This window comes from Paenibacillus mellifer, assembly GCF_023195895.1.
GTDB lineage: Bacteria > Bacillota > Bacilli > Paenibacillales > Paenibacillaceae > Fontibacillus > Fontibacillus mellifer.
The window spans coordinates 17,486-36,933 of record NZ_JALPRK010000020.1 but is presented as its reverse complement, the minus strand read 5'-3'; the positions used below and the strand labels follow the sequence as shown (position 1 = coordinate 36,933).

The 19,448-nt window shown below is 52.1% G+C and carries 20 protein-coding genes; 5 read left to right on the top strand and 15 right to left on the bottom strand.

Annotated elements, in window-relative coordinates; all coding sequences use genetic code 11:
• Window positions 1-48 precede the first annotated feature (48 nt).
• The 9 genes from M0651_RS18250 to M0651_RS18210 all read right to left on the bottom strand — a co-directional run bounded on the left by M0651_RS18250 (window position 49) and on the right by M0651_RS18210 (window position 8,393).
• The gene (locus M0651_RS18250; protein ID WP_248553161.1) at window positions 49-1,458 is read right to left on the bottom strand and encodes a deoxyguanosinetriphosphate triphosphohydrolase family protein; all 1,410 of its coding nucleotides are present in this window, start codon (window positions 1,456-1,458) and stop codon (window positions 49-51) included.
• A 144-nt stretch (window positions 1,459-1,602) separates the two neighbouring features.
• On the bottom strand, window positions 1,603-2,349 hold the full coding sequence (locus M0651_RS18245; protein ID WP_248553160.1) for a hypothetical protein: 747 nt from the start codon (window positions 2,347-2,349) through the stop codon (window positions 1,603-1,605).
• Window positions 2,346-2,804, bottom strand: a complete 459-nt coding sequence (locus M0651_RS18240) for a flavodoxin (RefSeq protein WP_248553159.1) — start codon at window positions 2,802-2,804, stop codon at window positions 2,346-2,348. The genes M0651_RS18245 and M0651_RS18240 overlap by 4 nt, the downstream gene beginning before the upstream one ends.
• A 267-nt stretch (window positions 2,805-3,071) precedes the next feature.
• A complete protein-coding gene (locus tag M0651_RS18235; protein WP_248553158.1) occupies window positions 3,072-4,352 on the bottom strand; it encodes a molybdopterin-dependent oxidoreductase in 1,281 nt (426 codons plus the stop codon).
• The gene (locus M0651_RS18230; RefSeq protein WP_248553157.1) at window positions 4,349-5,452 is read right to left on the bottom strand and encodes a sensor histidine kinase; all 1,104 of its coding nucleotides are present in this window, start codon (window positions 5,450-5,452) and stop codon (window positions 4,349-4,351) included. Before M0651_RS18230 ends, M0651_RS18235 begins: the two co-directional genes overlap by 4 nt.
• On the bottom strand, window positions 5,449-6,192 hold the full coding sequence (locus M0651_RS18225; protein ID WP_248553156.1) for a response regulator transcription factor: 744 nt from the start codon (window positions 6,190-6,192) through the stop codon (window positions 5,449-5,451). Before M0651_RS18225 ends, M0651_RS18230 begins: the two co-directional genes overlap by 4 nt.
• 86 nt (window positions 6,193-6,278) lie before the next feature.
• On the bottom strand, window positions 6,279-6,524 hold the full coding sequence (locus tag M0651_RS18220; protein WP_248553155.1) for a hypothetical protein: 246 nt from the start codon (window positions 6,522-6,524) through the stop codon (window positions 6,279-6,281).
• Window positions 6,525-6,714: 190 nt separating this feature from the next.
• Entirely contained in the window at window positions 6,715-7,506 is a 792-nt protein-coding gene (locus tag M0651_RS18215) for an ABC transporter permease subunit (RefSeq protein ID WP_248553154.1), read from the bottom strand.
• Window positions 7,503-8,393, bottom strand: a complete 891-nt coding sequence (locus M0651_RS18210) for an ABC transporter ATP-binding protein (RefSeq protein ID WP_248553153.1) — start codon at window positions 8,391-8,393, stop codon at window positions 7,503-7,505. The genes M0651_RS18215 and M0651_RS18210 overlap by 4 nt, the downstream gene beginning before the upstream one ends.
• Before the next feature lie 156 nt (window positions 8,394-8,549).
• Here M0651_RS18210 and M0651_RS18205 point away from each other — a divergent pair, with 156 nt between their 5' ends.
• Window positions 8,550-9,170 carry a TetR/AcrR family transcriptional regulator gene (locus M0651_RS18205; protein WP_248553152.1) on the top strand — a complete coding sequence of 207 codons (621 nt, stop codon included), beginning with the start codon at window positions 8,550-8,552 and terminating at the stop codon, window positions 9,168-9,170.
• Between the two features lie 90 nt (window positions 9,171-9,260).
• Here M0651_RS18205 and M0651_RS18200 read toward each other — a convergent pair whose 3' ends face one another.
• The 4 genes from M0651_RS18200 to M0651_RS24205 all read right to left on the bottom strand — a co-directional run bounded on the left by M0651_RS18200 (window position 9,261) and on the right by M0651_RS24205 (window position 12,885).
• Window positions 9,261-9,932: a TetR/AcrR family transcriptional regulator gene (locus tag M0651_RS18200; protein WP_248553151.1), complete on the bottom strand. Its 672-nt coding sequence runs from the start codon at window positions 9,930-9,932 to the stop codon at window positions 9,261-9,263.
• A gap of 50 nt (window positions 9,933-9,982) precedes the next feature.
• A complete protein-coding gene (locus M0651_RS18195; RefSeq protein ID WP_248553150.1) occupies window positions 9,983-11,128 on the bottom strand; it encodes an ABC transporter permease in 1,146 nt (381 codons plus the stop codon).
• A complete protein-coding gene (locus tag M0651_RS18190) occupies window positions 11,125-11,859 on the bottom strand; it encodes an ABC transporter ATP-binding protein (protein ID WP_248553149.1) in 735 nt (244 codons plus the stop codon). Before M0651_RS18190 ends, M0651_RS18195 begins: the two co-directional genes overlap by 4 nt.
• 222 nt (window positions 11,860-12,081) lie before the next feature.
• Complete coding sequence (locus M0651_RS24205; RefSeq protein ID WP_248553148.1) at window positions 12,082-12,885, bottom strand: AraC family transcriptional regulator; 804 nt, start codon at window positions 12,883-12,885, stop codon at window positions 12,082-12,084.
• Between the two features lie 351 nt (window positions 12,886-13,236).
• On the opposite strand from M0651_RS24205, the gene M0651_RS18180 reads away from it, so the two are divergent.
• From M0651_RS18180 to M0651_RS18165, 4 genes are all read left to right on the top strand, one after another.
• Window positions 13,237-14,631, top strand: a complete 1,395-nt coding sequence (locus tag M0651_RS18180; protein WP_248553147.1) for an ABC transporter substrate-binding protein — start codon at window positions 13,237-13,239, stop codon at window positions 14,629-14,631.
• 99 nt (window positions 14,632-14,730) lie between these two features.
• A complete protein-coding gene (locus M0651_RS18175; protein ID WP_282577987.1) occupies window positions 14,731-15,690 on the top strand; it encodes a carbohydrate ABC transporter permease in 960 nt (319 codons plus the stop codon).
• On the top strand, window positions 15,690-16,514 hold the full coding sequence (locus tag M0651_RS18170) for a carbohydrate ABC transporter permease (protein ID WP_248553146.1): 825 nt from the start codon (window positions 15,690-15,692) through the stop codon (window positions 16,512-16,514). The genes M0651_RS18175 and M0651_RS18170 overlap by 1 nt, the downstream gene beginning before the upstream one ends.
• A gap of 78 nt (window positions 16,515-16,592) precedes the next feature.
• On the top strand, window positions 16,593-18,053 hold the full coding sequence (locus M0651_RS18165; protein WP_248553145.1) for a sulfatase family protein: 1,461 nt from the start codon (window positions 16,593-16,595) through the stop codon (window positions 18,051-18,053).
• 185 nt (window positions 18,054-18,238) lie between these two features.
• On the opposite strand, the gene M0651_RS18160 is transcribed toward M0651_RS18165, so the two are convergent.
• On the bottom strand, window positions 18,239-18,994 hold the full coding sequence (locus M0651_RS18160; protein WP_248553144.1) for an exodeoxyribonuclease III: 756 nt from the start codon (window positions 18,992-18,994) through the stop codon (window positions 18,239-18,241).
• Window positions 18,995-19,087: 93 nt separating this feature from the next.
• Window positions 19,088-19,423: an antibiotic biosynthesis monooxygenase gene (locus tag M0651_RS18155; protein WP_248553143.1), complete on the bottom strand. Its 336-nt coding sequence runs from the start codon at window positions 19,421-19,423 to the stop codon at window positions 19,088-19,090.
• Between the last annotated feature and the right edge of the window lie 25 nt (window positions 19,424-19,448).

Here is a 19,448-nt window from a genome sequence, read left to right as displayed (position 1 = left end):
TTCGTTCAAAAGCTAAACGGACCGGTCAATACCGGTCCGTTTTTCCGTTTAATCCATATCGTAAATCGTGCCGACCTTCAGGCCGTACAGCTCGTTGTAGATTTTTTCCGCATAGGCGTCGGTCATGCCGGCAATATAATCGATGATCATATGCTCCCAGGTCCAGATCGGCTTGACCTTGGCCTGATCCCGATCGAACCTCCGCAGCCAGTCGCCGGGAATAATCGACTTGCTCGTCTCCGGATCGACGAAGGCATCCCACAGCCGCTTGATCACCCAAGCGCTGCGCTTCTGCAGCCGCTGCACCCGCAGATCGCGGATCATCGTGACCCAAGCGAAGCTCTTCAGCACGCTGACTGTCCGCAGCATGTCCTGATCCTCTTGCCCTTCTTTAACGAACGTGACCTTCTGCCAATCGCCATCATCAATAACGCCTAAGCTACCGACGAACAGGCTGACCCAATACGCTTTCACCTCCCGGCGTGTCCGGGAGTAGTCCTGATCACAAATCGGCATTTTAGTCTTCCATATCCGCAGAAAATCGTCCAGGACCTCAGCCACCTTAACCTGAACCTTGTCCGGCATCCATCCCACCCAGAACGAATCCTCCAAAGTCATGATCTTCTCGACGATTAACCGCTGAATATTCGAATCCTTGAGAAAATGCTCGTGCACCTCAATTTTTCCCGCTTTGATGCCGTCCTCGAGATCATGGGCCGAATAGGCGATGTCGTCGCAAAGATCCATCAACTGCGCTTCGAACGTTTTCTTGCCCTCTGGAATGCCCCAACGGTCGCGGATGGAGGAGATGTACTCCCATTCATGCAGATAAAGCCCCTTCTTGTTGATCGTACCGGGGTAGGGATATTTATTCGTTCCGAGCAGCACTGCATCGGATAAGTTCAGACCGTCGATGTTTTCCCGCTTCTCCAGGAACATCATCAGCCGGAAATTGTGGGCGTTGCCTTCGAAATGCTCGTATTTTCGCCGGAGTGCCTCCCGGGTTTGCTTCTCTTCTTCCGGAGTTGGTTGTTTGCCTTTAAGGGCCGTCCGCACCTTCTCCTCGATGAGCTTCTCCAATATTTGATCCAGCACCTCTTCGCCTTTATGTCCAAATGGCGGGTGCCCGAAATCGTGGCAAATCGCGGCGCATTCCACCACCTCCGGATCGATGACCAGGCCCGGATGCCCGGCTCGATCAACGGCCAGCTCCGGATAGGCGCGCAGCAGGCTTCGTGCCGCTTCCCGGGCGATTTGCGCAACCTCCAGCGAATGTGTCAACCGGGTGCGGTAATAATCGCCCGTTCCCGCCCCAAACACTTGCGATTTCCCTTGCAACCGGCGGAAGGTCGGGGAATGGATCAACCGCGAATAGTCGCGTTCGAAGGTGGCGCGGTTATTTTCATGTCCGATATTGTCCGGATATTGGCGGTGCTCCCGCAGCTCCTGTATGTTCATGGCTCTTGCACTCCTTGTCGCTTGCTCTCTTTTCTGTTATTGTAGCCGTCCGTAGCCGGAACATAAAGCGCCGGGTCCAAAATTTGTTGAATCACACAAAAACAACCCCGCATCGCGGGGTGCTGCTCCAACTTTTATTTTCGTTCAGGACACCCCAATCCTCCAAGACTCACAACCTCTGTTACGCTTGGCTTCGCCTCCGTCCGGTTCCTCCTCCATCTCCCGATTGCGGCACTCGCAATCCCACGCGTCCTGCAATAACAATACGTAGTCCAGCGACACCTGCAAGCTTAGTGCTTCCCCGAGAACAATGTGCCTCCGACCCTCCAGTAACGAATACAGCTCGATTTCGCCAGGCGGACATCCAAATGCGCTGTGCCAAAACACGTTGACCATATGGACAAAGGCTTGCGTGACGCTCTCATTCTCCTCTACCAGGAATTTCTGCACCGTAACCCGATCCGGGTTCCCTCGTTGCTGCCATACCGTCTGAAAAATAACGGATAAATGCACATCCAGCCCGGCCGCGTGCGTTCCCCATTTCTCATATAAGGCTACGGGATACTCGTAAATCCTAGTCCCTGTAATTAATGTCAGTTCAGATACCATCCGGTTGTAAACCTGCCAGTAAGATAAGGAATCGGGAAAATCACTCTGATTCCGCGGCCAACGTCGGTTCAACAGAACCTGGATCGGGGTATGCAGCCGGACTGCCGGGATCAGTGTAAAGTAGTCGTTGATGGCGTGACCCACGGCGTACTGTACACGCTGCTGCCAGGTGATTCGAGGCACGCCCTCTGTCTGGCCGCCGGCCTCAACCGAACCTTCCGAAGCCAATGTGAGCGAGCGCAGCCATTCCTCCAGTTCATAATCAACAATACGCTTCGTCATGACTGATGCAGCGCTCCCAGACTTTGTGCGAAACTAGCCCCGAATTCCCGGCACAGCCCCTTCTCCTCCGGACTTGGACCGTATTCCACCTTCAAGGAGGGTTGGACGATGACCGCTCCGAATTCCCGCAGATGCTGCTCCAATTCATCAACTGCCGCACAATACAGACGATAGGAGGTATCCCCGCTGCCAAATACGGCAGCCCGGGTGCCTGCCAAATCCAGCCCCTTCATTTCATCCACGAAATCGGCAAATTCATCGGGAAGCTCCCCGTCTCCCCAAGTATAAGCCCCCAATAAGCAGGCGTCATATTCCAGCAGTCGAACGGCGTTGCAATCCTTCACCATTTTCAGATCCGCAGTACCTCCCGTGTTGCGGATGCCCTCTGCGATCAGTTCGGCCATTTCCTCCGTATTGCCGGTCAAGCTCGCATAGACGATGATGATTTTGCTCAATCTCTCCCACTCCCTCCAGGCGACGTGACTTGATAACCGAAGTATAATTGATAATGATTATCATTGTCAATTACTGAGCGGACAGTATCTTCTCACACCTCCTTTGCACGATTATCCCTTTCGTTCAGAATTGGGGGGGGATCGAGTACGAGGCTGTTGCCTGATGCAACGAGATAATCCTCAAAAGAAGGGAACGGATAGATGAAATCAATGAAAGCCGGACCCCTGAAAGGAGTATCCGGCTTCTTTTTCCTATACGACGACCTATCAGCTAAGTCCCACCCATGCATCATTGGAATAGCCGCGCTGCTCCCAATATCCGACATGCTCGCCTTCGATCAGCTCGATCCGCGTCAGCCACTTCACCGACTTGTAAGCATACATTTTAGGCACGATCAGTCTTACGGGACCGCCCAAATCACTCGGAATTGGCTTACCGTCGTGCATCACCGCTACCATGACATCCTCCATATCCGCCTGCTCCAAGGTAAGCGTATCGGTGTAGACGCCGTCCCCCGAATAGAACTTCACCGTTTGGGCACCCGGCTTCACCCCGGCTTTCTTGAGCAGCACTCGCAGCGGAATCCCTTCCCAAGTATTCTTGTACACCGACCAGCCTGTGACACAGTGAAAATCGCTGACCTGCACCGTACGCTCCTGCTTAAGAAAGTCCTCCCAGCCCCACTTAAACTTGTTGTTCACCAAACCGTCGATCGTAAACGACCAGTTCTCGTTGGAGAAGGACGGGATATCCGTCACCGTATAGACGCGAAAATGTCCCTGCGCCCCGCCGCCAACAACCTGTGCGGAGGCCGGCTGCGGCACCGGATTAGGAACAAGCCGATTGGCGTTCTCCTCAAGCAGCCGATCAACGGTGTTCGTTCCGCCGATGCTGCCGAGAGAACTGCCCAGCCATTTGAGAAAGGTTGGGCCGACCGTTACCGCCAGCCCCACGCCGATCGCCCCGCGGATAAACGCCCGGCGGGTATAGACCGGCTGGGGAGACGATGGGCCTTGGTGTTGTTTGGCTCCTGGCTTCTCTTCTTTGCCTGCGGCGGCAGGACGTACCTCAGGTTTGATCGACCGTCTAGCCGGTTCTTTCAGCCATTTCGTCCGGGTTAAGGAATGGTAGATGATATACGGAAGGCCGATCCAGGTCAATAAATCATGCACGGTCAACGCCGCATTGGACACCCTCGGCCCCACCGCCTTGAACTGCCACAGCAGCACGCCCGAGCCAAACCAGCCCAACAGCAACCCAAGGACTACGATAACGTTAAATCGCTGCCAGGGCTTCTGCCGCAGCTGCTTCCAGTGCTTCCCCGCTAACACCAAGTAATAAACGACCGGGAGGATCGAGGCGATGCCTACCGCGATATGCAGCCATTTCAGCCAAACCCGGCCCTCCCCCAACAAACCGCGCCAGAACCCGCCGACCAGCAGCAGCCCCGTCAGGGCCAGGATCACGACGATCCAGCCGTTCCAGGCATGCAGGGCGACGAGTTTTCGACCATAGTCCTTGCGCAGACGCTCCAGCATTCCCTTCATTCCACCATCGCCTCCTCATTCGTTGAATCCCCCTCGGCTTGCCTGCCATCGTCGGTCTCCAGCACCGTGAACCAAAATGCACTGCCCCCCGCCTCCGCTTCATCCACGCCGATCTCTCCGCCGTATTGCTCCACCAACCGCTTCGCGATGGAAAGCCCCAGACCGGCGCCTCCGCTATCCCGGCTGCGGGAACGATCGGAACGGTAAAACCGTTCGAAGATTCGCCCTCTCTCTTCAAGGGGAACGCCCGGTCCTTGATCGACAATCGCAAACCGAATCCTCCTGTCCGCCGGACCGACGAGAGTCTCCATCGCCGTGCACGAAATCGTCCCGCCTTGCGGGGAATGCCTTACGGCATTTTCCAGCAGATTTTGCAGCACCCGCTCCAAGTGCCGGGGCGCCATCCAAAGTTTAAGCGGACGATCGGGCAACTGCACCTTCAACTGCAGCGACTTGGCTTCGCACGGCTTGGCGAAACGCGGCAGCAGCTCGACGAGAACGTTTTCCGCGATCGATATCCGGAACTCCTCCGTTTCCCGTCCTGCCGACTCCAGCGTCGACAGCTCGAATAAATCCTGGATCAACTCCCCCAGCCGTACCGTCTCCGTCCGTATGGTGGCTAAGTATCGGCGGAACGCGGCCTCATCCTGAATGACATCGTCCTCCAACGCCTCGACGTAGGACTGAACCGAAGACAGCGGCGTTCTTAAGTCATGGGCCATGTTGGCGACCAGTTCACGTTGAGCGGCTTCCGCCGCCGTCACCTGCTTGAAGCTAGACTCCAGGTTGTCGCCCATATGGTTGAACTGGTCAGCCAACTGCCGGAACTCCTTCAACCCCGTGTACTCGACCCGAGCCTTCAGATCGCCTCCGGCAATACGCCTTGCCCCTTCGCCGATTTGCTTGACCGAGGCTTCCAGCGGACGCACCAGCACAAAATGCAACAGCGCCGACGCCAGACCCGCGCCGATCGAGGCGATCGTCAGCCAGACAAATTGCTCCCTGTTCAGAAGCATATATCGATAAAAAGCCACCAACAGCAAAATGATCATTGCGATGCTGACCAGGTTCGCCAGCAGGAGATAAGAGCGCAACTTCATCGCTCCTGCCCCCTCGCTTCCAGCTTGTAGCCGATCCCCCACACCGTTTTGATCCAATCCGGGGCGGAAGGGTTGGCTTCGATTTTCTCGCGCAGCCGGCGGATGTGAACGGTCACCGTCGTCGTATCGCCGTCATACGCCACATCCCAAATCTGGTTCAACAGCTGACTGCGCGAGAACACCTTGCCTGGGTACTTCGCGAGCAGATGCAGAAGATCAAATTCCTTCATCGTCAAATCCGCTTCCGCTCCCCGGATCAATACCCGACGCTCACGAGGAAAAATCTCCAAGTCATCGAACGCAATTGTCGCCAGCCCCTCTCCTTCTTCGCCGGTCAAACTTCGGGATGAAGCGGCTGCGGCTGCTCCCGTTTGAACGCCGGACCGCCGCAAGATATTCTTGATGCGCAGCACCAACTCGCGCGGACTAAACGGTTTGGTCAGGTAATCGTCCGCTCCCATGGTGAGGCCCAGCAATCGATCGGCTTCCTCGCCGCGGGCCGTCAACATGATAATCGGCGTATCCTCCTGCCGCCGAATCCGGTCACATACCTCCAAGCCGCCAAGCTTCGGCATCATGAGATCCAGCACCAGCAAATCCGGATGATGCTGGTCCCAGTGGCGCAGCGCCTCCTCCCCGTCTGAGGCAACCCAAACCGTCCAGCCTTCGCGTTCCAAGTAACGGCGGCAGACATCCGTAATATTTTGTTCATCGTCGGCAACTACAATTTTGGCGCTCAACCGCACGGCCCCCTGGCTTATGGAAAGTCCTTCCTGTTTTATTAGTCACATTATATCGCGTTATAGGCTAGGATACGACCTTAGTATTACTTGCCCGTCTCGCCGTCCTTCATATCCTGGCTGCCCATTTCTCCATCCTTCATCTCTTCGCCCATCGTGTCCCGACTCATCTCGCCATCCTTCATCTCGCTATTCCCGGCGGTACCGCTCATTTCTGTCGAGGCATTGGCTCCATCGTTCATGTTCTCCTTGTTCATGTCGTTGTTCTTGGACCCGCAGGCCGCTAACGTCAGCATGGTTCCAAGCAACACAATAACTCCGATTCTCTTCATAGTTCCTCTTCCTTTCGTCATTTGGACTCGTTCGCCTATTATCTTAACGAATAATGCTAACCATCCAAGAACGAACCGATTACGAAACCCTTAGAAAAGCCTTACGAAAGGATTACGACAAAAAAAAGATACCCATAGATAACTATGGGCATCCGATGAACTTACAGGGCGTACAGTCAACGTCCTTCCTTTATAACGGCAAATCCCTTTTTGAAAAAATCCATACGGCCGCTCCATACAGCACCAGCCCCGCCGCCCCAAGACCCAAAGCTGCCGGGAGGACGTCGTACGAGCTTGTAGCGACTTGGATCGGCTCAAAAACGCTCAACACCGTCAATCCACGCAACCATTCCATCTCCCCGCTCATATTCGCCACGAGTTGAGCGATGAAGAAGAAGACGGACAGCAACCCGGAAGCCGCCAACGTATGTTTACTGTCGTTCAGCAGGCAGGAGAACAGGAACGCATAACCGCTGATGACGAAAAACAACAAAAATCCGAGCAAATTGATTTGCAGGAAAGCGGACGTATCCAGCTTAGCATCGTTCACCAGTACCGGGGCCAATGCCAAACCCGCTACCGAAGTTAGCAAGGAGATCAGAAACAAATTAACGATAAGGACCCCGGCTTGCGTTACTGCGATCCTCCTTCTGGAAACCGGCGTTGCCAATAGATAGGCCATCGAACCGCGGTCCACTAAATGCGACATTAGACCGTTCGCAACGACGACGCAATAGATCATCAGAAACATAATGAAGGTCGCCCCGTAAAATCCCGTCGCCATGAATCCGGTCAACGACTCCATCCCTTCCTGCATCCCGAAGGCGTTACGCATGGCTTCCGGCATTGCAGCGAACAGATCGGACTCGCCGCCGGTGAACATCCCCATCGTCGCCAGAAAATAAAAGATTGTAATCGCCAAAAAAACCACGAACAGCTTCAAATTCCGGCGGTAAGTCGAAACGAATAATGCCCGGTTCATCGCGCGGCCTCCTTCGTACCGTAAAAGTGCATAAAAATATCCTCAAGTTTTTGCGACTCCATATCCATATTAAAAATTTCCCGGCCGGCCAATGCCGCGATCAATTGGTCATAATTGCCCTGCACGGCCAAATGCAGCCTCGGACCTTCCTCTTTGATGCAGTCAAGCCCGCTGCGCTTCACAGCGTCCGCATCTTCCTGTGATTGGAACGTGACCGCGATGATCTTGCGCTGCGCCGCCTTCATTGTTTCGATTCCCTCGACGGCAATGAGCTTTCCGTCTTTGATAATGCCGACGCGGTCGCAGGTCCGTTCGATTTCCTCGAACATGTGGGAGGACATCAGCACGGTTTTGCCGCGTTCCTTCTCTTCGAGCACCAGATCAACGAACACTTGCTGCATTAAGGGATCCAGGCCGGAGGTTGGTTCGTCCAGGATGAGAATAGCCGGATCATGCATAAAAGCCGCGAAGATGCCTACCTTTTGCTTCATCCCTTTGGACATTTTGCGGATGGGGGTCTTCACATCGAACTGAAACCGTTTGATCAATTGATCGCGCCGGGCCGTGCCCTTCATCCCGCGCATCCCTCCCAGCAATTCAAGCACTTGCAGTCCGTTCATGCCGTCCGGGAAGGAGATTTCCCCGGGGAGATAACCCACCTTCTTCATCACTTCCGCGCTTAGCCGCATGCAATCCAAGCCGTCGATCGTGGCCTTTCCGCGGTCCGGCTTGTAGAAACCCATCAAATGGCGGATGGTCGTCGATTTACCGGCACCGTTTGGCCCTAAATATCCCAGGACCTCTCCTTTTTTAACGGAAAAGGTCAGGTCGAATATCCCTTTTCCGTTGGAAAATCTCTTCGTCAATCCTTCCATGCGAATGCTCATTTTGAAGGACACCTCTCATTTAATGTTTTGAATAATATATGTTCATTTCATTCATAATGTACATTGATTGATGGAGGAAGTCAAGATGTTTTGAATGAATCGAGTTGAAAATATACAAAACTTAACGTATTCTTGGCATAGAGGTGAATTACGTCAATGAATGGATATCAACGCCGCACGGAGCAGAAAAGGGAGAAAGTCAAACGCGCCGCCGTAGAGTTGTTTACGGCTTACGGTTTCGACAAAGTCAGCCTAGCAGAAATCGCGAAGCAAGCCGGCGTGTCGCCCGTAACGATTTACAATTATTTCGGCACGAAAGACGAGCTATTCGCCAAAGTCGTAACCGAAATGCTGGAGGAGGCTTGGGAGGAGCGACTTCGCATGCTCCGCAGCGATTTACCTTTTTTGGAGAAAATCGAGAAGATGATCTTTGAGACGGCGGATTTTGCGAATAAGGTCGATCCCGAATTTTTAAGGACGATGATGTCCAGCAATCCGGAAATCTTAACCATGACGGAAGAGATCTATAAGCGGTATCTCCCCCAGATGATGGATTTCTTTGAGGGAGGACAACGGGAGGGTCACATCAACAAAGACGTGTCGGCCGAAACCTTCTTACTCTACCTGAATCTTCTTAACGAGGCGAGAACGAAAATCGATCTGTCTATGGATAAAGAAAAAAACCAGCGTTTGATCAAAGAATTGACTAGCCTGCTTTTCTATGGACTGGTCGGTCCGAACGGCCGTCCGGATCATTTCGGGGCAGACCGGGGTTAGACCGTCTCCCCCTTGCCCATGGCTGCTTGACTTTATGACGGCAAAAACCCGCCCGGGCGTAATGCCCAGGCGGGTTATTACCCTTGATCGTTATCGAGAGCGGCCGGCGATGCCGTACATGAGGAGATCCACCGTACGCTCGATCTCCTCTTCTTCGTCAAAAGGAAAATCCGGCAGGATTAACACATGCACCAGAATCATGCCGATCACGATGCTGGCTCCGGTTCGCGCAATCCGCCATGGCGGCGCATCTACGATTTGACCTTTTTCCTGAAAATGCAGAACGACCTTCTCAATCCGCCGAAAAACGATCTCGGATGCCAAATTTTTCACCTGCTCCAACAGCTCCGGCTGGAACGGCACCTCATGGATCAAAATTTTGATGATCCGCATATTCTCACGGACAAATTTCAGGCGATCCTTAGCCAACGCACGAAAAAAATCCTCCGCCCGCTCATAAGGCATCTCGATCATCTTGGCGAAGTCCCGCAGCAAGAACGGCGCAGCCAGCTTGATGACGATCGGTCCGGCGATGGACAGAAGCAGATCTTTCTTCGTCTTATAGTGACGGAAAATCGTTCCTTCGGCCACTCCGGCCTTTTGCGCGATTTCGCTGGTGGAAGTGGCGGCATACCCTTTCTCGGCAAAAATCTCCGTCGCCGCCTCCAAAATTTTGATCTGCTTCTCCGTTTTCTTCTCCGTGTCCTCTTCTTCCGTCAACCGGATCAGGTCCTCCAGCCACTGCTCTTTCTCGTCCGACATAGAGGCCTCTCCCCTTTCCCTTCGCATCTTAAGGTTCTTTGTCCAGCGTACTATATTTTGCGGTGCTTGCGCAACGCGAGGACATTGGCGAACATGAATACGAGGGACAGCCCTGCCAACACGTAGACGTCCAACGCGATCCCGCTCCAGCCCTCGCCTCGGATCATGATGCCGCGCAGCGCGTCCGCACCGTATTTCAGCGGCGTGATGTGGGTAATCCAGCGCAGCCACGGCGAAATGCTCTCCAGGTCAAATAACCCGGAAAAGAACACCTGCGGCACGATGACGAGCGGGATGAACTGAATCATTTGGAATTCCGAATTCGCAAATGCCGACAGGAGCGTGCCGAAGCTAAGAGCCGAGAGCGAAAGCAGCAGCATGATCAGCAGCACGTACCCGAACGAGCCGACCATCAGGCTGCCGAGCGCATACACGGTAAACCCGGCGATCAGCACCGCCTGCAGACTCGTAAAGATGCCGAAGCCCGCCATGTAGCCGACGACGATTTCCCATCGGCGCAGCGGCGTTGCAAGCAGCCGCTCCAACGTGCCGCTCGTTCGCTCCCTCAGAAAAGAAACACCGGCGATCAGGAATACGAAGAAGAAGGCAAACAAACCGATCAGCACGGGACTCAAGCTGTCGAAGGAAGACATCTCCGCCCCTCCGTGCAAATATTCGAACACCGGTGCCTGCAACTTCGGTTGTTGCTGCGCCGCGCCTCCCGGACCAGCCGAAGCGCTGTTCGGACTTGTCGCTGCCGGGCTGCCAGGGTCAGCGGCGGAGTTGGCGCTCTGATCCGGGGGCGGTGGCGTTGCGTTTGTAGCGCCTTGGCCTTGCAGCGTTTTTTGGATCAGCAGCATGACCGCCCGGTTCTTGGAAGGATCGCTGCCTTCCAGCACGATATGCGGTACGCCTTGATCGAGGCGGATCACCGCGTCGATCTCTTGGTCGGCCAAAGCAGCTTGGGCTTTGTCCTCCGTATCAAAGGCGGTCACTTCGGCATCGGCGCTACTCAATTGGTCGGCAAGAGCGGCAGGGATTTGCACCGTGCCGATTTTCGGCTGATAAGCGTCGCCGTTAAACACGAGATACATCAAGGATAAGACCAGCAGCGGAGCCACGATCAACAACGCCATCGTCCGTTTATCGTGAATGAATTGACGGATTATGCGAACAATCAATGCCCGGATTCTCATGCGCGTACACCTCCGTAATGCAGAAAAGCTTCTTCGATCGTAACGCTCCCGGTTTCCTGTTTGAGCGCCTCCGGCGTACCTACGGCGATCAGGCTGCCATCCCTTACCATGCCGAGCCGGTGGCACTTGTCGGCTTCGTCCATGACGTGGGTCGTCACCAGGATCGTCGTGCCCTGGCGGCTAAGGCTCTCGAATTCGTCCCATATCGACTTGCGCAGGACGGGGTCGATGCCGACGGTGGGTTCGTCGAGAATCAGCACCTCAGGTTCGTGCATCAGCGCGATCGCCAGCGACAGACGGCGTTTCATCCCGCCGGAATAAGCGCCGACCGGGCGTTTGAGGTGATCCGTCAAATTCACCAGCGCCATGACTTCCTCCATCCGCCGCTTCATTTTTGCGCCGCGCAGACCAAACAACGCTCCGAAGAACTCCAAATTTTCCTTAGCTGTCAATTCGGCATACATCGCGTCGGATTGGGCCATGTAGCCGATGCGATTCATCATGTCCAGCTTCGGCATCCGCGTGCCCAGCACCTCGACCTCGCCGCGGGTCGCTTCGTCGATTCCGGCGATCATCTTCACGAACGTCGTCTTGCCCGAGCCCGACGGCCCCAGCAGCCCAAAGATCTCGCTGCGCCGGACCTCCAGGCTGATGCCGTGCAGCACCTCCTTGCCGCCAAAAGCCCGTGTGACCTCTTGGGTACGGATGCAAATTTCCGGTTTGTTGTTCATTTTCGGGTTCACTCCTCTGTGGGAGATTAGTGTGAAGTGAGTAATTACTCACTATTGTTGATGAGATAAAGATACTCCCTTCGCACTCAAATTGTCAAGTGAGTAATCACTCATATTTAATTGAATTCCCGACGGTTCTTAAGTGCCACTGGTGCGCTATCTATTGCGTGCCAGCGGCCTTTTCCTTCCCACTTTCAACCTCCAAATCCTTTCCGGAGAAGATCAGCTTCCCCAAAAAACTTCACTATCCAGCGGTTGTCCCATGGCAATAAACTCACTTGGCGACATGGAAGTCAACTGCTTGAACATGCGAAAAAAATAGGAAGTATCGTAGTATCCTAAGTATTGAGAAATGCTGGCTATCGACGTTTTGGTATTGAGCAACAAGTAGCAAGCCTCCATAATTCGGAGTCGATGCAAGTATTTAATAGGCGATTGTCCCGTTACCTCTTTGTAGATCGAAATGGTATAGTTCTCCGAGCGACCGATGAGTTTGGCCAGTTGTCCGATCTCTATTGACTCACGATAATGCTCAACCAGGTAATTCTGAATGGTATGTGCATATTTGATCTTCATCGGAGCCATTTCCGGTTGCTCCAACTCACGAGCAATGATACCCAACAACTCCTGAAGGATCCCTTGACAAATCATAGAACGAAAGCTTCTGGCCCCCCGCATCTCAAGAAGTAACTTCTCGAAACGTCTCCTCAACGATTCAAAATTTCGCGGTTTGATCAATGTTTGTTCATAACATTGAAGAAAAGGAAGCAGCGTCTCCTCTTTGTTGCAGGTGAACAAAATGGTGTATTTCTGGTGAGGACCGCTTTCATGATTTACCCCGGCACGGGTAATTAGCTTGGGTAAAATCAGTAAATCACCTTTCTCCGCGATAAGCCGCTTTTGGTCTACCTCATAGACGACCTTACCCTCGGTGACAAGCACAAGTACATTAAAGTTAATGCGTTCCTGCGACGTACACCAACCCGGAATCATTTTATCATGATGAACCGAATCTACCTGAAACACACCCCTTGCCCTCCTTTATTTCACACTCTTTTAGCTAGGAAAAAGTACATGGGAATATATGGGCTATACTCCGTGTCTTCTTGGTTTTATTAGAGGTTCCTCTCTAGATAATAATAGAATTGTACACCAAATCGGAATAACATACATCGACTTGTTTCCCTTCCCAATTCTATAATGAAAGCGATCTTAAGATTGACACTGCGCAGAAAGAAAACGGTTACAGAAAAATGATCGTACCAAAAGGGAGGAACTAATTTGAAACGATACCATGTGTTTTCTAAAGTCGCAATCCTACTACTACTTGTTGTATCACTCGCAGCTTGCAGTTCTAAAGGAGAAAGCCCAGATCCGGTGGCTTCAGTAGACCCGGGAAACTCTTCGGAAGAACAGGTCGTCTTGAAAATCATGGACTGGAGTGACAGCGTCAAGGAAATTCGCGAAGAATTCAACAAGCGATTTATGGAGAAATATCCTCATATCAAAATCGAATATACCCAATTAACTATTGATCAATTTCAGAACACCATTCTGACGGCGATCAAGGGCGGAAATGCGCCTGACTTGTTCCCGATTCCATCGACCGTAAAGCTGGCAACGGCCGTTAACGAAGGCTGGTTCCAGCCTATAGATCCTTATGTAGAGGACGACTTCAAGGATCATTTTGTTGAAGGTACATTCCAGAACGGAATTACAATGTTCGACAATCAAATTTACAGCATTCCTGAAAACCCTTCAATTCCTTCCAGTCTTATTTTTTACAATAAGAAATTGCTTCAGGAGGCCGGTGTTGATGTCACGAAACAACCGCTTAATTACAGCGAGTTCCGGGAAGCAGCTGCCAAAGTGACCGCTGCGGGCAAAGGGAAGTATTACGGTATCGTGGAAGGAGGTAAACAAGCAAATCGCTGGCTGATCACGGTGCGGGATTGGGCCTCTCTGGCCGGAGCGGGGCTAAATGGAAATTCCCCTATAAGTCTTGCCGATGGCAAACCGACCTATAATTCTGAAGCGGTACTGGGAGTCTATAGCCTGTTTCAGCAGTTGGCCGAGGATGGCAGCTTTCACCCCAAAACGATGAGCATCTCCGCACCGGAAGCTAGAGCTTTGTTTGGTCAAGGTCAAGCCGCTTTTATCGTTCAGGGCTCGTGGTGTATCGGGGTGTGGAACAAGGAAAATCCGGAGTTAGACTATGGAGTAATCGCACCTCCCGTACCGGATACCGGAATCAAGGGCTCTATCGGTATTGGACCTAGCGGGGCCTGGATGGGCATCTCCGCTGACTCCAAACATCCGCAGGAAGCCGCTTTATATCTGCAGGAACTCTATCTTGGCGATTACTATCAGCAAGCACGCGTGGCTTCAGGGGACAGTTTCTCTATTGTAAAGGGAATTAATGAAGCGAATATTAATGTACCTCAGCTCCAAGAATACTACGATATCATCCAGCAATATGGCAAGCTGATTCCTGACGCGGCGGTACGCAATCCATCGGCAACTTCTGTTTTTGAATATTATAAAGACATTCAGCCCGATCCAGGGCAACTGCTGGCCGGAACTGTCGCAGGCGCCATCAAGGACTATGCTCAGGAACTCGACAAGTACTCCAAGAAGGTAGACATGGCGTGGTCCAGTTCCATCGAAGCTGCTCAGAACGCAGGAAATCAGGTGAAGGCCGAGGATTTCATCTTTCCGAACTGGAAACCGATGGAGAACTACACTGCAGAGAATTACGCCCAACTTCCATAATTGCAATCATCAAATACGGAATCCCATACAAGGCCTGCATCTATTTGGGCAGGCCTCCGTATTCGAGTACTCCGTCTTTTTTACTTAGGGGGTTACCAAATGACGAAATCAACTGCAGGACTTTCGAGCCCTGCTACTCAGAGGAACATAAATCAAAAAAAACGCACGCTTTGGTGGTGTTATCTGTTTGTTCTGCCGAACCTGATTTTCTATGCCTTGTTTCAAGGTTGGCCGATTGTGATCAACTGGTATTACTCCACCCTTGATTGGTCGGGCATCAGCTCCAATAAAACCTTTGTTGGCCTGGACAATTATCGGCATCTAGTGGCGGACCCATATTTCTGGAAGGCCTTTGGCCATAGTTTTCTGTTTATGGTCAGCACCGTGCCGATTTTATGGCTATTATCGCTACTGGTGGCCGTCGTACTTAACAACCCGTTGCTGCGTTTAGCCAAGTTCTACCGGACGCTATTCTTTATTCCCGTAATTACCACGACTTCCGTTATCGGCATTATCATGGTCTTTATTTGGAGTTCTGATGGTCCGATTAATTTTTTGTTGACCCGCCTGCATCTGATTGAGCATGAGATCAATTGGCTGAGTGAACCGGGGATGGCGATGATCGCGGTCATTGTTACTTATGTTTGGAAAAATATCGGGATGAACATGATCTATTGGCTTGCCGGGCTGCAGGGTATTCCCCGCGAATTGTACGAGGCTGCTCGGGTTGATGGAGCGGGTCCAGCCAGAACCTTCTACTCCATTACGCTCCCCCTGATTTTGCCGATAGGACTGGTTATTCTGCTGCTTAACACCGCCGGGGCATTGAAGGTATTCGACCTGGTGAAAACGATGACCGATGGAGGTCCGTTTTATGCCACGGATGTGGTGTCCACTTATATCTACCGTTACGCCTTCTCAAGCGAGATGGGACTTCCTAGTCTTGGCTACGCTTCGGCTGCGGGTATCTTCTTTGCTTTCAGCATCATTCTGGTTGGCCTGTTGCAAGCGCTTGTTCGCAAGCTCGCCTCAGGCCGAGATACGAAAGGAGTGGCCTAATGCGGACACTACTCCGACTGCCGATACATGTGCTTCTTCTTTTATTCGGAGTCATCTGGGTTTACCCATTTATTTGGATGGTATCAGCATCATTAAAAGATACTAATGAGTTTTTCACAGACAGCCTGAACCTGCTCCCTGCTTCTTGGGAATGGGACAATTACAAACGAGCCTGGGATGTGGGGAACTTCCAGTTTTATTTTTTCAATACAGTTATCATTACCATAACCGTCATCATTATTGTCCTCTTCATTACAGCAACTTGCGGCTATGCTCTTGGACGCTATGAATTCCCAGGCAAAACAGCAATTATGCTGGTACTTGCCGCCAGTATGTTTGTGCCGCTTGAGTTCTCGGTCATCCCTGTCTTTGAGCTAATCAAAAATATGGGTTTGCTGGGTACTCGAACTAGCGTTATTCTCACGGAAGCCGGTGGCGGACACGTGCTATTCGTTTTGCTGTTCGTCAGCTTTTTCCGACAAGTACCCAAGGAACTGGAGGAGGCTTCTCTCATTGACGGTGCAGGATTCTTTCGCACTTTCTCCAGCGTCATCCTGCCCATTTCCAAGCCAGTGATGGGCAGTGTCATTATCATGCAATTTATCTGGACCTGGAATTCGTTTCTGATGCCGCTTGTGTTAACCTTGAGCGAGCCTCGTCTGCGTACATTGGCAGTTGGCCTGTACGCCTTGAGGGGAGAGAATATCGTGGATTGGACCGGAATTGCTGCTGGAGGAGCGATTGCTCTCGCCCCGATCATTCTCATTTTCATACTGTTACAACGGTATTTTGTAGACGGAATGGCCGGCGCTGTCAAAGGTTGACCCCTTCCCTGCACTAGAGAATAGAATCAGCTGCTTGTTGCTGCGCACACCGATATTTTGAAGGAGATGGATCACCATATGAAAGTTTTGCTGCTCGATTTGGATTCAACATCGCCAAGCCATCTTGGATGTTACGGTTATCAACGCAATACTTCGCCCAATATAGATCAAATAGCCCGGGAAGGTGTGCGATTTACGAATTATTATACCTCTGATGCGCCCTGCCTTCCTTCACGTACAGCTCTCATGACAGGTCGCTTTGGCATTCACACCGGTGTCGTCGGCCACGGTGGAACAGCGGCAGATATGCGTCATGAAGGGGAGCAACGGGAATTTAAAAGCCGTTTAACCCAAGAATCCCTTCCGGCTTTGTTTAGAGCGGAGGACATGTACACCGCATTGATCAGTCCTTTCGGTGAGCGTCACTCCTCCTGGCCTTTCTATGCCGGATTCAATGAGATACACAATACAGGCCGAAGCGGTGCGGAATCCGCCGAGGAGGTCACGCCCATCGTTCTGGACTGGCTCGAAAAGAATGCAAATAAGGATAATTGGATGCTATATGTAAATTATTGGGACCCGCATACGCCTTATAGAGCTCCCAATGATTTTGGTAACCCGTTTGCCGATGAACCGCTGCCAGCTTGGCTGACAGAAGAAGTATTGGAAGTCCACAAGCAAAAAGTAGGTCCTCATAGTGTGAACGAGATTAATATGTTCGACGACAAAGTGCAAGAAGAATACCCACGGCTTCCCGGAAAGATCGCTGATATGTCTGATCTCAAACAGATGATCGATGGTTATGACTGCGGGATCCGTTACATGGACGAACATATCGGTCAAATTTTTGAAGCACTTAGATTACAAGGGGTGATGGATGAAGTCGTGATTATTATCACGGCAGATCACGGAGAGAACATGGGCCAGCTTGGCATTTACGGAGAACACGGTACCGCCGACCAGGGCACCTGCCGGATTCCGATGATCATCCGATACCCAGGCATGATGCAGAACCATGTAGATCACGGCTTACATTATCATTTAGACCTAGGTCCTACATTAGCAGATTTGATGGGTAGGAATTCAATGCCAAGCTGGGACGGACAAAGTTATGCATCTGCCCTAAGGTCCGGCAAGGAGTGTGGCAGGGATTACTTAGTTCTCTCGCAATGTGCCCATGTCTGCCAACGCAGTGTCCGTTTTGACGAATGGCTGTATATACGCACCTATCATGACGGCTATCATCTTTTCGATACCGAAATGCTATTCAATTTGCAAGAGGACGAGCATGAACAGGTAAATGTTGCTGTTACTCATCCAGATGTATGCCGCGAAGCGGTCTATCTCCTCAATAAATGGCATGATCAGATGATGCGCACCATGACTCACGATACGGATCCGCTATGGACTGTAATGAAGGAAGGCGGACCCTACCACGCCAAAGGACAGCTCAAACAATATGCTCAACGCTTAAGGGAGACTGGACGCGCTCAGGCGATCCCCGAACTGATGAGTCGTCACCCTCGGGAGTTTCAATAAAGCAGTTTTCCTTCACATGATATCCAAAACACAACACCTTCAAGACATTTCGGCCATGTCACTATAGAGACTCGTAGGCCGCCTTGAAGGTGTTTTTTTGTGGGCACAAGTTTCCACCAAAAAAGAACGCCCCTAACCGCAACTTGTGCGGGAATAAGGACGTCCTTCGTCTAGCTAGGATTATATCACCATTCCACCGTTAACGACACCGGACAATGGTCGCTGCCCAGGATGTGGCAATCGATCCCCGCATCTTGCAGCCGCGGCTCCAACCGCGAGGACGCGAGGAAATAATCGATCCGCCAACCGATGTTCCGCTCGCGAATTTTGGGCATGTACGACCACCAGCTGTACATCCCTTCGCGATCCGGATACAAAAACCGGAAGGTGTCGGTGAACCCGGACGCCAGCAAATCGGTCATTTTGCCGCGTTCTTCCAGGGTGTAGCCGGAGTTGCCTTCGTTCGACTTCGCGTTCTTGATGTCGATGGGCATGTGAGCGACGTTCAGGTCGCCGCAAACGAGTGCCGGCTTGATCGCATCCAGCCCCGTCAGATAAGCGCGGAACCGGTCCTCCCACTCCATCCGATAGTCCAGACGAGAGAGATCGCGTTTCGCGTTGGGCGTATACACCGTCACGAGGTTAAACTCCTCGAATTCCAGCGTGATGATCCGCCCCTCCGGCTCGGAGTCCTCCTCCATGCCGTAGCGCACAGATAACGGCTTGATCCGCGTGAAGACGGCGGTGCCGGAATAGCCTTTTTTCTCCGCATAATTCCAATACTGCTCGTAATCACCGCCGAGATCCAGCTCAATCTGCCCTTCCTGCAGCTTCGTCTCCTGAAGGCAGAAAATATCTGCATCCGTCTCCTTGAAATAGTCCAAAAACCCTTTGCCCACACAGGCCCGTAAACCATTCACATTCCATGAAACCAGCTTCATTTCAGATCTCCTTGCCTTATAGTAGTCACGAATCTCCGCTGGAAATCTAGCATTTCAATCTAGCATCTAGCGATTTGACTTAAGTGTACCATGTTACGCACCGTTCAAAAAAGCCTTCCCCTTCTTCACAACCTGCGCATCGTACATCTGAACCGTTGTGCTCAGAATGAACGCGGGCGGCTGCTGCCCCCGGCTGTTCTTGTGGCCTTGGATGTGCGCGTCGCTCTTCTCCCAATTCTTCCACGCCTCCTGCGACTCCCAACGAATCACAACGACAACTTCCTCCTGTTCCTGGCTTTTCCGGTTAACCATCACGCTGATGTCCACCAGGCCCTCCATCTGATCGAGCGGGCTCTCCGCGCTAAAACGCGCGATCACTTTGTCGCTGTTCCCTTTCTCAATGACCATCGTCCTTGTCATCACAAACATGCCGGTTCCTCCCTATGAAAAATAG